Origin of the sequence: Streptomyces sp. JH14 (assembly GCF_029428675.1) — a bacterium.
Lineage (GTDB): Bacteria > Actinomycetota > Actinomycetes > Streptomycetales > Streptomycetaceae > Streptomyces.
On record NZ_JAJNEL010000001.1, the window covers coordinates 1,134,594 to 1,148,657 of the forward strand.

The following is a 14,064-nucleotide window of genomic DNA, read 5'->3' on the forward strand; positions in this document are numbered from 1 at the left end:
CGGGCAGACGTCACCCGGTGCCGTGGCGCCGGGTCGTGCCGCGCGCACACGCCCCGGCGCCCGCCTCCTACTTCTGCGGTGTCAGCTCCGGTCCCAGCGAGGAGAACTTCTCGTGCGACACGACCCGCTTCGGCGGCCAGGTGATGTTGTTCGGCGGCCACTTCTGTCCGGTCTTCTTCAGGAACCAGGCCGGCGGCTCGTACATCGGCGGCTCATAGCCCTCCGGCAGCGCCGTCTTCCACTCCAGCCCCTTGGTGCGTTCCGCGAACTCGGCCTTGATCGCCTTGAGCCGCTCCGGCTGCGTGAGCAGATCGACCGCGGTCGCCGCCAGATACTTCGCCGCCGCGAGCACCGCCGCCTGACCGGGAGCGGCGGCCGCGCACGCGGCCGTGGACCAGGTGTGCATCTTGGTGCCGATGGGGGCCAGGGCCGCGCCCATCGACACGGTCGGCACATTCCAGCTGATGTCCGCGACATCGGTCGAACCGCCGCCCATGAAGACCGGGTTGGGCGGGGTGAGCGCGCCGACCTTGTCGTGCATGCCGGCGGCCGGCAGTCCGAGTGACTCCTGGAGTTCCTTGGCCAGCGCGTGCGCCTCGTCGGTGAATGCGGGCGGACCGATCTGCGTCATGTTCTCGTGCAGCAGTTCGGCGAAGGACTTCGACGGCAGCTGGTTCCAGCAGGCCGAGGTGATCCGGTGTCCGACCGTGGTCTGGCTGGCCTTCGCCGCCGCTTCGGAGACCGCGATCACCTTGTCGAGCAGCACCTGGACGCGGGCCGGGCTGCCTTCGCGTACGTAGTAGGAGATCTCGGCGATCTCCGGGGTGACGTTGGGGATGTCACCCCCGTTGTTAATCACCCAGTGGAGCCGGCCCGACGGGGCGAGGTTCTCCTCGCGCAGAAACTCCGACATCGTCGCCATCATCACGGCGGCGTCCAGCGCGCTCTTGTTGCCGAGTGGGGTGCCGCCGTGTCCGGCGACCCCGAGGAAGGTGAACGTCACCGCCGTCATCGCGGTGGTGGTGCCCCAGCCGGTGGCGTTGGCCGTGGACGGATGCCAGTCCAGGAACGCGTCCAGACCGTCGTAGACGCCCTTGCTGACGGCGTACGTCTTGCCGATCAGTGCCTCCTCGGCCGTCGAGCCGAAGAACTTCACGGTGACCGGAAGTCCGTGCTTCTTCGCGGACTGGGCGACGGCTGCCGCGCCGGCCGCCGCGGCCGTTCCCAGCGCACTGTGCCCGCAACCGTGTCCGGGGCCGTAACCCGGCGCGAACGGGTCGTGGATGTACTCGCGCGGGTCGTGGTGGCCGACGCCCTTGTTCTGCGAGAGGCCGGGCAGCGCGTCGTACTCCCCGCTGAAGCCGAGGACCGGGCCGCCGCTGCCGTAGCGGAACGTGGCGGTGAAGGCGGTCGGGAAACCCGCGGTGCCGAACTCGACGTCGAAGCCCGCCTTCTCCAGGAACCCGGCCTCGGCCAGTGAGGAGTTCCACTCGCGCAGGCTGAGCTCGGCATGGTCCCAGATCTCCGCGTTGAGCCCGGTGATCCGACCGCTGTTGCCGTCGATCCAGCCCATCGCCGCCTGCTTGGCCGGGCTGTCCTGCGCCAGTCCCTTCGGAGCCTCGTAACCGTCGTCCGCCGCGGCGTCGGCCGTCTCGGCGGCCGCGGCCATCGCCGGGTCGGCGTCGGCCGCCATCGCCGCCGTGGTCACCCCTGCCGCGCCGAGCATCTGCATGATCCGTCTCCGGCTGAGGACCGGACCTGCCGCCATGGCCGCATCGTGGGCATGCTCGTGCTGATCGTGCAGGTCACACATGTACGCCTCCGGGGGTGAGGTGCCGTGTACGTGCCAAACGATCAGCACCCTGGCCCCGGAAGTTTTCGACGTCAACATCTCGCGATGAAAAAGTTGTTACGTACACGGGCTCACCGGTCCCGCCGCCGCCCGCACACGGGCGGTCGAAAGCGGCAACGATCCGGCGAACAGACGCCGGGGCGTCCGGAATTGGCGGCTGCCCGGGCAGGAGCAGCGGAGGCTCGGCTGCCCGCCCGATCGCGCATGGCGACGGGCGGGCAGGGCGGCACCGGGGCCGGGAGCCGAAGAGGGACATCGGGGTCAGGCGAGCACACCGAAGCACTGCTGCGGGCCGCGGGGATGACGGACAAACAGGCAGCAGTGCCGGGCCGGGACGGTGTGATCGCCTGAGCAGCCCGAGCCGTGGGCCGGATCGGTCAGGGACGAGCGATCGGGTCGGGGGCCGGATCAGCGGTGACGGGCCGTCGGGTCAGTGGCGGCCACCGAAGAGCGAGCGCCGCAGTCGCCGCAGCGGCGCGAAGAGCGAGACACGCGCGCTCTTGCTCCGGCGGGTGTGCGCCGCGTCACGCGAGGTGAGCTCGAGCATCAGCAGCGTCGCTTCCGCGGTCTCGCGCTGCGGGACGGCGGGGCCGCCGAGCACTGCGAGATGGCGGTCGAGGCGCGAACTGGTCGCACTGCTCCCGCAAGTGATGGCAGGCACACGCGGCCTGCTGCGCACCGTTATCTGTTCCATGTCACTCCCCACCCGTACGAGGGCACCCGGCCCGGGCAGATTAACCCTATCCCCCCGCGACGACACTCGTGTATCCCGGTGGCCGGATTGAGCACACATATACGGAGGTTGACGATCGGCATCATAATTCGCTCGATTCCAGGGCGAGTTGGACAGATCGGGAGCGGTTCGCCCGCAGCGGGGGATTGCCGCGCAAGGGGGTCGGGAACGGTCCGGTCTGAGCTAGCGTGGAGAGGTTTCCGCCGTGCTGCCGCCACTTCTTCGGATGGGGGTCACCGTGAGTGAAGTGCCGGGCGACGACCGACTGATCGCGGGCCGTTACCGCCTGCTGGGCCCGCTGGGCCAGGGCGGTATGGGGGTCGTGTGGCGGGCGCGCGACGAACTGCTGGGACGCGAGGTGGCCGTGAAGGAGGTCCGCGCCCCGTCGGGGCTCGCCACCTCCGACGTGCAGCGTCTGTACGCACGCCTGGAGCGGGAGGCGTGGGCGGCGGCCCGGGTCTCGCACCGCAATGTGGTCACCGTCTACGACGTGGCGACCGAGGACTCCCGTCCGTGGATCGTGATGGAGCTGATCCGCGGGCTCGCCCTCTCCGAGGTGCTGGACGCCGAGGGGCCGTTGTCCCCTCAGCGAGCCGCGCGCATCGGCGCGGAAGTACTGGCCGCGCTGCGCAGCGCCCATGGGGCGGGGGTGCTGCACCGCGATGTGAAGCCCGGCAATGTGCTGCTCGCCAACGACGGGCGGGTGGTACTGACGGATTTCGGTATCGCCATGGTCGAGGGGACGTCCGCGCTCACCATGACGGGTGAGCTCGTCGGCTCGCCGGAGTTCCTCGCACCCGAGCGCGCACTCGGGCGCACACCGGGCCCCGAATCGGATCTGTGGTCGCTCGGTGTGCTTCTGTACGCCGCGACCGAGGGCAATTCGCCGTTCCGTCAGAACACCCCGCTCAACACGCTCCGGGCGGTGGTCGACGAGGAACTGCCGCCGCCCCGGCGGGCCGGCCCGCTCGCACCGGTCATCAGGGGGCTGCTGCACAAGGATCCCGCCGAACGGCTCTCCGCCGAGCAGGCCGAGCATCAGCTGCGGATCGTCGCGGCGGGCGGAGCGCCGCGCACCAGGGACGCCGGCGCGGGCCCCGGTCCGGGCCCCGGCGTACCGGATCCGTACGGTCCGACGGTCTCTGCCCGCACCGCCACACCGCCGACCCCCCTTCCCATGCCCCCGCCGCCCTTTCCGGACCCGTCCACGACGGCCGGGGCCACGCCCGACGGGCCGTCACGCCGGGCGGTCGCGCTGCTCGCCGTGGGTGTGGCGGCGCTGCTGCTGGCCGTCGGCGGGATCGTCTGGACGCTCGCGCACCCGGGCGGGGACAACGACGCCGGAGGCGTCACCGGCAGCGGCGCGCACACGACCAGCAGTGTTCCGCGCACGCCGTCCGCCACACCGGATCCGTCCGGCGTCGCGGGAGCGCAGGGCGGCAGCGGCACCACCGACGAGGGCGGCACCACGGCGGGCAAGGGCGGAAGCACCGGAGGCGGCCACACCGCCACGAGCAAACCGCCGCCGCAGACCGTGACCGTGTATCTCACCTCGGTGCGCGGCAGTTACGACGGCGGTTGCCCTCCCCCGCACGCCGAGGCACCGGCGGTCGAGGCGACCGTCACCGTGGGGCGCACACCGGCGAAGGTCGAGTACCGGTGGGTGCTCAAGGACGGCACGAGCACCGATCCGGGCTGGCAGTGGCTGTCCTTCGGTTCCGGCGACGGCCGCACCAAGCAGGTGTCGCACACGGAGCTGACGTACCAGCAGGACAGCACCTACCACGGGACGATCACCCTGGAGGTGAGGAGTCCGGTGGCCGTCACGTCGAACGGGGTGGAGTTCTCGGTGACCTGCCGTACGGAGACCCCGTCGCCCGGGGTCTCCTACCCGGAGGAGGGCTGACCGGGGCGGTGCGCCCGGTCAGGCGGCCGAACTGAGGGCGGGCAGGTAGCCGCCCGACTGTCCGGCGGCCGTGGGGTGGTACGACTCACCGAGGTTGAGCCAGTTGACGCTGTGCAGCCACGCGCTTCCCGAGCAGATCTCGTGCCCGGTGAACCGTCCTGCGACGTCGGCGAACGTGAAGCCGTGGTCGGCCGCACGCTTGGCGGTTGCTGCGTTGAGGTAGTCGGAGGCGCTGTTGATGGCGGAGCGTTCGGTCTCGCTCAGACCGGCGAGGCAGCTGCCGCCGAGCTTGTAGAAACGGGGGTAGCCGAGGACGACGACATGGGCGGCCGGCGCCTTGTTCCTTATCGCGGTGTACACCGAGTCGAGCTTGCCGGGCAGGGTGGTGTCGACGTAGCTGCGGGCGGTCGCGATCCGGCTGAGGCAGGTGGACTCCGACTGGAGCACACAGGTGGTCATGACATCGGCGAATCCCGCGTCGTTGCCGCCGATGGATATGGAGACGAGGTCGGTCGAGGAGTTGAGCGGCCCGAGCTGTCCGGCGGTCACATCGCCGGTGACCGCGCCCGAGCAGGCGGTGAAGGCGAACGAGGCGGGCGCGTTGGCGTTCTTCCAGAGGACCGGGTAGGCCTTGGTGCTGCGCTTGCAGTCACCGCTTGCACTGTCGTAGCTGCCGGAACCGACCCCCGAGGAGTACGAGTCACCGAGGGCCACGTAGTCGACGGCCAGGACGGACGAGGCGGCGTTCGCGGTGGCTGCCCCGGTCAGAGCGAGTACGGCACCGAGCAGGAGCGAGGACGAGAACGCCACAAGTCTGGACATTTTCATGGAACCTCCCTTGGACCGACCAGCAGGATCTCTGCCTACTCAGTGGTAGCAGTCACACCCCCACTCCGGAAGTGTCCATGCCAAGTCCGTCGAATGACGTGTCCCCGAAGGCTCCTGAGGACACGTCAGTTCGACATCCGGTATCCGGTCCATCTGCGCGCAGCGCGCGCACCGCCGGCTGAACAACGGCGTTCGGCCCGGCCGACGGAAGGTGGCGAAACCTGGGTGCGCCCGGTGCCCCTGTGCCGGATCATGGGCGCATGTCTGCCAACCCTGAGGCCGCTCTGCCGATCCGGCTCACCGTCGACGACAGCGACTCCCCGTCCGACGTCGTCGACGCGCTGTTCCTCGGCCGCTTCGCGACGGGCGAGCAGCCGTACTCGCACAGTTCCTCCCTCGACCGGGTGAAGTCCGGGGCGACGCTGCTGCCTCCGGCCGCCACGGTGCTGCGCGCCGCCCGCGACGACGACCGCAGCGCCACGCTCGCCGAGGGCGACGGCTGGACGCTCCTCATCTCCCGGTGGAACCGGGGCGCCGACGTGACCGTCACGGCGACCAGCCCCGAGCTGGCGCAGAAGGTCCTCGACCAGGCGACCGACGGCGCCCAGGACGAACCGGAACCGCAGCCCGAGAACGTGACGATGGGCTTCTGGTACGTCTCCCCGCGCCGCGGCCCGCACCGCACCACCCGGCAGATCGCCGCAGGCACATGGGACGAGGTACGCAACAACTACACGGCGCCGGTGGCCGATGCGATGGACCGGCTGATGAAGGTGACCCCGGACGACATCGCGGGCCGGCTGCTCCTGCTGCACGGCCCGCCCGGCACCGGCAAGACATCGGCGCTGCGCACACTGGCGCGGTCCTGGCGCGACTGGTGCCAGGTCGACTGCGTACTCGATCCGGAACGGCTCTTCAACGACGTCGGCTATCTGATGGACATCGCGATCGGCGAGGACGACGGCACGGCCAAGGGCCGGTGGCGGCTGCTGCTCCTGGAGGACTGCGACGAGCTGATCCGCGGCGAGGCCAAGCACACGGCGGGCCAGGCACTGTCCCGGCTGCTGAACCTCACCGACGGGCTGCTGGGCCAGGGCCGCAATGTGCTGGTGGGCGTGACGACCAACGAGGACCTGGAACGGCTCCACCCCGCGGTGGTCAGACCCGGCCGTTGCCTGGCCCGTATCGAGGTCGGCTCACTGACCCGGCAGGAGGCGGCCGCCTGGCTGGGCACGGAGGAGGGGCTCGGCCGGGACGGCACGACGCTGGCCGAACTGTACGCACTGCGACGGGGCACCGGCCCCGCATCGGTCCCGAAGCAGGACACGGGAGCGGACGCGGGCCTGTACCTCTGAGCCCCCGCGCGCGGGTCCCGCCGGCGGCGGCGACATCGGACCCGTCGAGGGGGCCATCCCTGCCCTTGAGGCCATGAGGAGATGGGGGGCGGAACGGCCACTCGGCGGCCGCGGTCCCCTCGTGTCACCCCTCGTACGCCACCCGCACCGCATCCTCCACCAGCGAGGCCGCCCGCGCCCGGGACAACCCCAGCCGTACCGCCAGCTCCGCATACTCCCGCGCGGCCGCAGCCGCCTTGCGGTCCGCCGCATCGCCCGCGGCGGCGATGAACGTGCCGTTGCGCCCGCGGGTCTCGATCACCCCGTCCGCCTCCAGCGCCCGGTACGCCTTGGCGACGGTGTTCGCAGCCAGGCCGAGCTCCTCGGCGAAGCCGCGCACGGTCGGAAGTCGGTGGCCGACGGGCAGTTCGCCGGAGCGGGCCAGTTCGGAGATCTGCGTACGCAGTTGCTCGTACGGGGCGGTACCGGCGTCCGGATCAAGCGAGATCTTCAAGGTCACGCCCCGATTCTCCCCCACCACCGGAAATTCGGAGGCGACCGGGCCGGAACTCCACGTACCGTCCGGCGCATGACTGTCATCGTTCGCGACTTTCTGCCCGCCGATGCCGAGGACTGGGTACGGGTGCGGCGGGCCGCTCTTCCCTACATGGTGACGACGCCCGAACAGGTCGGCTTCGAGCTGGCCAACGCCCACCCCGGCAGGCGGTACCGGCTGCTGGTCGCAGAGGAGGACGGGGAGATCATCGGCACCGCACAGGTCGGTGTCGCCCATGAGAGCCCGGAGCCCGGCCAGGGCTTCTGCAACCCGTACACGCTCCCCGGCCGGACGGGCCGCGGCGCCGGCTCGCTGCTGCTGCGCACCGCCGAGGAGCATCTGGCATCGGTGGGGGCCGTCGCCGTCTACACCTGGGTGCTCGACGAACCGGCCAACCGGGCCTTCGCCGAGAAGCGCGGCTACACACCGAGCCGCTCGGCGCACTTCCTCCACCTCGACCTGGCGCACGGCACCCTGCCGTCCCGTCAGGACCCTCCGGCCGGTGTGGAACTGCGTACGGCCGCCGACTTCGCCGACGACCCGCGGCCGCTGTTCGAAGCGGACGCCGAGGCCACGGCGGACGAGCCGAGCGACACCCCGGCCGAGCTCACGGACTACGAGGACTGGCTGCAGCACACCTGGAACCACCCCGGTCTGGACCGGGAGCTCACCTCGGTCGCGGTGGTGGACGGCGAGGTCGCTGCGTTCAGCGCGGCGAACACCGACGGCCTGACCCGCTACTGGTCGGGGATGACGGGCACCCGCAGGGCATACCGCAACCGGGGCCTGGCGAAGCTCGCCAAGAGCGACTCGCTGCACCGGGCCCGCACGGCCGGCTACACGGACGCGTACACCGGCAATGACACGGACAACGGTCCGATGCTGGCGATCAACACCTGGTTCGGCTACGAGATCTGCGCCACGGAGGTACGGCATGTCCGCGCGCTCGGTTGAGGTGGCGCTGGTCAAGGCGGGCAGGACGAAGATCAGATATCCGGCGGACGTCGTGCGCGACGACGGCACCCGGGTGACGGTGACGGCCCCGTGGGCCGCTCCGGGCGTGCGCGACTTCGGCTTCGTACGGTTCGAGCCGGGCGATGTCTTCACCGAGCACTACTGGCGCAACCGGTGGTTCGCGGTGAAGGAGGTCCGTACCGGTGCGGGGACGCTGAAGGGCTGGTACTGCGACATCACCCGGCCCGCCGTACTGCGCGACGGACAACTGCTCGTCGAGGACCTGGATCTCGATCTGTGGGTGTCGGCGGACGGTTCCTCCGTACTGCGGCTGGACGAGGACGAGTTCGAGGAGAGCGGCCTGGCCGGTCGCGATCCGGCGGCGGCCGACGCGGCCCGCCGCGCGCTGGACGAGCTGGAACGTCTGGCCCTGGCGGGCCAACTCGCGGGGCTGCTGGGCCGTGTCTGACACATCCCGTCGTCCGCCCGCAGGGCGGGGCGCGCGGCGTCCGGTGCGTGCAATCGCAAGGCGGAGGATCATCCTCGTACCGGACGTACTTGGATGACTCCGACAACGCCGCGAGTGCGCGTGCCGGGCGCCGCGCGCCAGGCGGGATGTGTCAGACACGGCCTGGCACCGTCGGGCCCGCCCGGCGACGGCAGCTCGCGCTAACGCACCACCAGCTCCACCTCGTATCCCGCCGCGTCCTCCAGATATGCCGCGCAGTGCCCCTCACCGCCCGCGTACGGATGACGGTCCGGGAACAGCAGCCGCCAGCCGTGGTCCGGGGCCCGCGCCACCAGCGCGTCCAGCGTGGCCCGGTCCCCGACGTGGAACGCCAGGTGGTTCAGGCCCGGGCGGAGCCGGTCGTGCGGCCCCGGGGCCAGATCGGCGGACTGCTCGATCACCAGATAGCTGTCGCCGCGCCGCCAGCTGCGGCCGCGCCCCCAGTTCTGGTACGGCACATGGCCCAGCTCACCGAGCAGCCAGCCCCACCCCGCCTCGGCCGCCGCGAGATCGGGCACCCACAGCTCGATGTGGTGCACCCCGCCGGTACGGTCCCCGGCGGACGGCAGCGGCACCGCGCGGCGGATGCCGTGCGGCTGGTACGCCACGGTGTCGCCGTCCTCGTGCCAGTGGATCAGGAAACGCTCCCCCGCCCGGTATCCGTCGAGCCCAGCACGGCAGTACGCGACGATGTCGTCGGGCAGGGAGTCCAGCGGGAACCACGCGAGTCCGGAGCACTTCTCCGGTTCACGGTTGTACGGCGGGCGGGCCGGATCGTACTCCGCCTCGAAGAACCAGCCGGTCCGCGGGGCGCCGCCGGGACCGCGGTGCTGCATGACCAGCGCGACCCGCAGCTCGTCCGGCTCCAGTTCGACGCCGATCTCCTCGGCGGCCTCGCGGATCATCGCCTCGCGGACGTCCTCGCCGTCCTCCACGTGCCCGGACGGCCCGTTGTACAGCCCGTCCGCGTACCCCGTGCCCGCACGGCGGGCGAGCAGGACGTCGGGGCCGCGCCGGAGGATCAGATGCACATCGACGACCTCGGTGTGCCGGTGCGGCGGTTCGGCGCGGGCCACCAGCGCGTAGCGGTCGTCGTCGACCTGTCTGCCCCACAGGTTCGGGTCGTCGGAGAGCCGCTCGTGGTGGATGCGCTCGGTGAACGGGGCGAGCAGCCCGGTCAGTTGCTCGGCGGAGAGCCCCACCCCGCCCCACACGCCTTCGATCAGCAGCAGCCGCCCGCCGGGGCGCAGCAGTCCGAACCAGAGGCGCAGGGCCGCCGACGGGTCGGGCAGCAGCCACACCACATGGCGGACCATGATCACGTCGAACTGCTGCTTCCCGACCGGCGGTCGCGCCGCGTCTCCGACGAGCACCTCGGCGCCCGTCCCGGCGAGCTTGGCGCGCGCCTGCTCGACCATGCGCGGCGACCGGTCGACGCCGGTGACCCGGTGCCCCTGCCCGGTGACGAGCAGGGCCAGACTTCCGGTGCCGCAGCCCAGGTCGAGAACGTCGGAGCGTGCGCCGGGCAGCCAGTTCTCCAACCGCTGCGCCCACGCGTGCCGGACCGCCGGATCGAGCAGTCCGTGGTCGGGCTCGTCGTCGAAGGAGTCGGCGGCGGAGTCCCAGTCGATCGTCGTCATGCGTCGATCCTCGCAGCCACCAGTGACACAGTCGATCAGCCGGACAGCCGGTGGCCGGTCAGCCGCTTGCGGTAGTGGAACCGGTCGTACTCGCCTTCCACACGCCGCTCCACCAGCTCGTATCCGTAACGCGGATAGATCTTCCGGTTCTCCCACATCAGGGCATTCGTGTAGAGCCGGACCTCGGGGAGGCCGAGGCTTTCGGCGTGTGCGTCGACGAAGGCGAGCAGCCGCCGGCCGACTCCTCGGCCGGCGGCGTCCGGGCGGACGGCGATGGACTCCAGGAACAAGTGGTCCTCGTGCGGAACGAGGACCAGGACGCCGACGACATCCGGATCCCCTGTCACGTACACCCGCCCCGCCGCGACATCCGCCGCATGGTCCGCCCGCATGGGTGCGGGGACGACGCCGATGCGCTCGATGTAGTGCCGGTACGCGGCGTCGGTGACGGCTCGCACAGCGGGGACGTCGGCCGGGGTGGCGACGCGGATCTCGTCGGACGTGTCAGCAGTCATGGACGCACGCTACGAGGAACCCGCCCCGGCCCCCTGAGCGGGTCCCTCGTACCCGTTCGACGAGGACCTTCCTTGACCGGCGCCGGCGCGCACGGGACGGCGCCGTGCCTGGTGCGCGCCTGTGTGCACCGCCCGAGCCGCAGACTGCGGCCGCCCGGTCCGGGGCCGCGGTGAGGCGGCCCCGGTGGCGTGTGGCCAAGCGACCCCGCGTGGTGCCTGATCACCCTGACCGTGCACACTTTGGACGAATCCAGTGGGCAAGGGACGGGGAACCGGGTGGGAGTTCGCAGTTGGTGGTGCAGTCGCAAGGCGAACGCTCGGATTGAGCGGATCGTCGATGCGGTGAACTCCGGGCGGGCTCTGATGGCCGACGCGACCGCACTTGAAGCATCTGGAGCCCGCCAGGACATTCCCGGTGTCGCGGAGGTCTGCGACGACCACGTCCACTTCAAGTCGAACTCGGACCTCAAGGCCGGGGCCAGTGGCTGGCGCATCTCTCGATCGGAGATCGCCGGAGTGCGCGACGGTGACGGGCCGGGTGAGTTGGTGATCACCTTCCGCACACCGGGACGTTTCCGGGCGATCGAGGCGACGCCTTTGATCCATGTGGACAAGTGGCGCTCCCTGACCACTGGTTGAGACTCGGGGCCCACAGACGTACTACCGGGCGCCACCCGCACCGGCCGGTTCGTGCCGGCGGCGGAGGGGACGACGCGACCGGCGAGGTACTCGGCCCCGTACGCCTCTCGCTCCTCCTGCTCCAGGTACGTCGAGGAGAACGCCCCGCCACCGGCCGGCGGAGCTGACGGCGCCACGGGTCCAGTCCCCACCGAGTCACTCGGGCCAAGGCCCGGACCACGTCTGTCGCCATCGGGAGGGACCTTCATCGGAAGGCAGGTCGTGAGAAATGCCCGATGATCATCCGCAAGCTCGAGTGGCTCCGGGGAACCGGATCGGGAGCCATCCAGCACGGCATCAGGCGGTCTCACCCGGACGACCACGGACAGTCGGTGCAGCATCGAGGCTGCTGGCAGGGGCCCGCTGATGGACTTCTCTGAGGCCCTTCTTAGCCGCTCCTTAAGAAGTCGTCTCTCTTGGTGGGTGAGTGCCGGGCATCATGGTCGTCGACAGGAGCTCATGCCCGAGAGGACGAGTACGGCAGGTGTCTGGAGGCGTACAGACGGTCTTGACCGACCTGTGGCAGCGGCGTTGGCCCGACTGCCCGCCGGTTGGGTACAAGCTTCGCGACCCGTACCGGGATGTCTGGGTGCGCTTCCACAGCCTGCCGGAGTCGAAGCGATACGCAACGGACGAGAGCGAGTACGCCGTCGTCCTGAGGCGGTACAACACAGTCCTCGATGAGTTGTTTGCCGGTGGGGACGTGTACGTGATCACACCGGTCTGGACGACCGAATCCGAGGTTCCACCGTTCCAACCTGACGCTCGCTACTGGCAGAGCCTGTTGGTGGAAGACGACCCTGACCCGGAGTTTCGCACCTACTGCCATCTTTTCGCCGCCCGCCGACCCTGGCGACATGGCTGCCTCGACGAACTGCTCCGTAACGTCGCTGACGACAAGGTGGCGGGAATCTTCGTCACCGACACTCAGATGAGACGCATTCACTACCCCTACGACGGGGGCGCCGACGTCTTCCTCACCACGCCTGAGGAACGGGATCGGACCCGCGATCGGCATGCCCACTGGCTCTCCGCCAGCCCGTCGGGTCTTTGACGGATCAGGATCGCCACCCTGCCCAAATTCCCAGGCTCAGAAGGTCAGCCGACGGAAGCAGATGCGCAGGGCCGCTATGCCAACGAAGGCAAGGAAATGCTCGGGCTTGCGTTCGTAGCGGCGGTGCAGGCGTCGGCAGCCGGCCAGCCAAGACACGGTTCGTTCGACGACCCATCGGTGGCGGCCGAGCCGGGTGGAGGACTCGACTCCCCTGCGGGCGATGCGGTGGCGTATGTCACGTGAACGGAGCCATCGCCGCAGGTAGTTGTAGTCGTAGCCCTTGTCCGCATGCAGCTTCGCCGGTCGCCTGCGGCGCGGGCCGCGACGGGAACGGATGGGCGGGATTCCGCGGACGAGCGGTTCCAGTCCCTGGCTGTTGTGCATGTTGGCGCCGGAGATCCCCAGGGACAGCGGCAGGCTGTTCCGTTCGGTGACCAGATGGATTTTCGATCCCAACTTGCCTCGGTCGATCGGATTCGGTCTCGTCAGAAGCCCCCCTTTTGCCGCCCGGACGCTGACGGAGTCGATAGCGCACCGCGACCAGTCCAGTTCAACGTCACCTCGGTCGTAACTCCGAAGAGCGTCATTGAAGCCAGTCCGCACGCGGCCCTGAAGGTGGTGGCGCCCAGAAGCAACGGAGTTTCCCTAAGACCTGCCCCGTAAATGATCTCTGAGTCGTACGGACGTGGTCGGTGACCAATCCGATCGCTCGTCTATCCGGCGAGGTTGAGGCTGTACATCCGGGCGATTCCAAGCATGGCGTGGTGGACGGCGTCGCCCCCGAGGCGGCAGTCGCGAAGGATCTTCCAGGTCTTCATGCGGGCGAAAACGTGCTCGATGCGGGCGCGGACCTGCTTGTGGGACTTGTTGTGGGCCTGCTTCCAGTCGGGCAGCTCTTCGCCTTTGCGGCGTCGGTGGGGCATCACGAGCCCGGTGCCCGGATAGCCGCCGTCGGCGATCGTCACGGTCGTGCCGACGGCGGCCTTCGCGCCGGACTCCTCCCGCGCCTTGCAGTCGTTGCGGTTGCCGGGCAGAGGCCGACCGACCAGCACGACGAGCCGCGTCTCGGCGTCGATGACGACCTGGTGATTGGTGGAGTACCGATAGTTCTTGGACGGTTCGGCGATGGTGTGGTCGCGGGTGGGCACCAGGGTGCCGTCCACGATGAGCACGGTGTCCTTACGGAATCGCTTGCGGGGCTGCAGCACGAGTGACGGGCCGAGGTCATCGATGATGCGGTCGGCCGTGGACGAAGAGCGGAACGAGCTGGCGCAGGGTCAGGTTCGTGCGCCAGTAAGCCGCGACAAGCAGCACCCGGTCTGCCAGCGGAAGAGACCACGGGGGCCCTTGCGGACGGGATCCACACCCTCGCGGCGCAGCGCAGTCACCAACTTGCCGAAGACACGCGGGCTCAGCCCCGTGACGGGGCTATCCAGGACGACTCCGACGCCGTGATCACACCAGACACCACAAGATCATCTCACCGCGTCAGATCATCAGGTCGTC

Annotated in this window: 12 protein-coding genes and 2 pseudogenes; 6 read left to right on the forward strand and 8 right to left on the reverse strand. The window is 70.1% G+C overall.

The genetic code is table 11. The features are described 5' to 3' along the window. Nucleotides 1-67 precede the first annotated feature (67 nt). Together LRD69_RS05120 and LRD69_RS05125 are read right to left on the reverse strand one after the other, a co-directional pair. On the reverse strand, nucleotides 68-1,768 hold the full coding sequence (locus LRD69_RS05120; protein ID WP_277325355.1) for an amidohydrolase: 1,701 nt from the start codon (nucleotides 1,766-1,768) through the stop codon (nucleotides 68-70). A gap of 514 nt (nucleotides 1,769-2,282) precedes the next feature. Beyond that, nucleotides 2,283-2,546: a hypothetical protein gene (locus LRD69_RS05125; protein WP_277325356.1), complete on the reverse strand. Its 264-nt coding sequence runs from the start codon at nucleotides 2,544-2,546 to the stop codon at nucleotides 2,283-2,285. A 265-nt stretch (nucleotides 2,547-2,811) separates the two neighbouring features. On the opposite strand from LRD69_RS05125, the gene LRD69_RS05130 reads away from it, so the two are divergent. Next, entirely contained in the window at nucleotides 2,812-4,491 is a 1,680-nt protein-coding gene (locus LRD69_RS05130) for a serine/threonine-protein kinase (RefSeq protein WP_277325357.1), read from the forward strand. 18 nt (nucleotides 4,492-4,509) lie between these two features. Here the strand turns inward: LRD69_RS05130 and LRD69_RS05135 are convergent, their stop codons facing one another. Then, nucleotides 4,510-5,319 (reverse strand): SGNH/GDSL hydrolase family protein, encoded by an 810-nt coding sequence (locus tag LRD69_RS05135; protein WP_277325358.1) that lies wholly within the window; start codon nucleotides 5,317-5,319, stop codon nucleotides 4,510-4,512. A 260-nt stretch (nucleotides 5,320-5,579) separates the two neighbouring features. On the opposite strand from LRD69_RS05135, the gene LRD69_RS05140 reads away from it, so the two are divergent. Next, nucleotides 5,580-6,674, forward strand: a complete 1,095-nt coding sequence (locus LRD69_RS05140; protein ID WP_277325359.1) for a DUF5925 domain-containing protein — start codon at nucleotides 5,580-5,582, stop codon at nucleotides 6,672-6,674. 124 nt (nucleotides 6,675-6,798) lie between these two features. Here LRD69_RS05140 and LRD69_RS05145 read toward each other — a convergent pair whose 3' ends face one another. After that, on the reverse strand, nucleotides 6,799-7,173 hold the full coding sequence (locus tag LRD69_RS05145) for a GntR family transcriptional regulator (RefSeq protein WP_277325360.1): 375 nt from the start codon (nucleotides 7,171-7,173) through the stop codon (nucleotides 6,799-6,801). Between the two features lie 69 nt (nucleotides 7,174-7,242). Between LRD69_RS05145 and LRD69_RS05150 the strand changes: the two genes are divergently transcribed. Together LRD69_RS05150 and LRD69_RS05155 are read left to right on the forward strand one after the other, a co-directional pair. Next, a complete protein-coding gene (locus tag LRD69_RS05150) occupies nucleotides 7,243-8,163 on the forward strand; it encodes a GNAT family N-acetyltransferase (protein ID WP_277325361.1) in 921 nt (306 codons plus the stop codon). Further along, nucleotides 8,144-8,632 carry a DUF402 domain-containing protein gene (locus LRD69_RS05155; protein WP_277325362.1) on the forward strand — a complete coding sequence of 163 codons (489 nt, stop codon included), beginning with the start codon at nucleotides 8,144-8,146 and terminating at the stop codon, nucleotides 8,630-8,632. The genes LRD69_RS05150 and LRD69_RS05155 overlap by 20 nt, the downstream gene beginning before the upstream one ends. A 200-nt stretch (nucleotides 8,633-8,832) precedes the next feature. Here the strand turns inward: LRD69_RS05155 and LRD69_RS05160 are convergent, their stop codons facing one another. After that, nucleotides 8,833-10,311, reverse strand: coding sequence for a trifunctional class I SAM-dependent methyltransferase/NUDIX hydrolase/VOC family protein (locus LRD69_RS05160; RefSeq protein WP_277325363.1), 1,479 nt, complete (start codon nucleotides 10,309-10,311; stop codon nucleotides 8,833-8,835). Nucleotides 10,312-10,346: 35 nt separating this feature from the next. Continuing rightward, on the reverse strand, nucleotides 10,347-10,826 hold the full coding sequence (locus LRD69_RS05165; RefSeq protein WP_277325364.1) for a GNAT family N-acetyltransferase: 480 nt from the start codon (nucleotides 10,824-10,826) through the stop codon (nucleotides 10,347-10,349). Between the two features lie 342 nt (nucleotides 10,827-11,168). Here LRD69_RS05165 and LRD69_RS05170 point away from each other — a divergent pair, with 342 nt between their 5' ends. Both LRD69_RS05170 and LRD69_RS05175 read left to right on the forward strand, forming a co-directional pair. Further along, on the forward strand, nucleotides 11,169-11,465 hold the full coding sequence (locus LRD69_RS05170) for a hypothetical protein (RefSeq protein ID WP_277325365.1): 297 nt from the start codon (nucleotides 11,169-11,171) through the stop codon (nucleotides 11,463-11,465). Nucleotides 11,466-12,012: 547 nt separating this feature from the next. Next, nucleotides 12,013-12,558, forward strand: coding sequence for a hypothetical protein (locus LRD69_RS05175; protein WP_277325366.1), 546 nt, complete (start codon nucleotides 12,013-12,015; stop codon nucleotides 12,556-12,558). A gap of 36 nt (nucleotides 12,559-12,594) precedes the next feature. Here LRD69_RS05175 and LRD69_RS05180 read toward each other — a convergent pair. Beyond that, nucleotides 12,595-13,110, reverse strand: a pseudogene (locus LRD69_RS05180) (IS5 family transposase); the annotation flags it as partial. 161 nt (nucleotides 13,111-13,271) lie between these two features. Then, nucleotides 13,272-14,026: pseudogene (locus tag LRD69_RS05185) on the reverse strand (transposase). Nucleotides 14,027-14,064 lie beyond the last annotated feature (38 nt).

Excerpts from the sequence above, each read along its gene's own strand:
- LRD69_RS05130 (WP_277325357.1), top strand. The coding sequence starts at position 2,812 with ATGGGGGTCACCGTGAGTGAAGTGCCGGGCGACGACCGACTGATCGCG.
- LRD69_RS05125 (WP_277325356.1), bottom strand. The coding sequence starts at position 2,546 with ATGGAACAGATAACGGTGCGCAGCAGGCCGCGTGTGCCTGCCATCACT.
- LRD69_RS05160 (WP_277325363.1), bottom strand. The coding sequence starts at position 10,311 with ATGACGACGATCGACTGGGACTCCGCCGCCGACTCCTTCGACGACGAG.
- LRD69_RS05150 (WP_277325361.1), top strand. The coding sequence starts at position 7,243 with ATGACTGTCATCGTTCGCGACTTTCTGCCCGCCGATGCCGAGGACTGG.
- LRD69_RS05135 (WP_277325358.1), bottom strand. The coding sequence starts at position 5,319 with ATGAAAATGTCCAGACTTGTGGCGTTCTCGTCCTCGCTCCTGCTCGGT.
- LRD69_RS05140 (WP_277325359.1), top strand. The coding sequence starts at position 5,580 with ATGTCTGCCAACCCTGAGGCCGCTCTGCCGATCCGGCTCACCGTCGAC.
- LRD69_RS05165 (WP_277325364.1), bottom strand. The coding sequence starts at position 10,826 with ATGACTGCTGACACGTCCGACGAGATCCGCGTCGCCACCCCGGCCGAC.
- LRD69_RS05120 (WP_277325355.1), bottom strand. The coding sequence starts at position 1,768 with ATGGCGGCAGGTCCGGTCCTCAGCCGGAGACGGATCATGCAGATGCTC.
- LRD69_RS05155 (WP_277325362.1), top strand. The coding sequence starts at position 8,144 with ATGTCCGCGCGCTCGGTTGAGGTGGCGCTGGTCAAGGCGGGCAGGACG.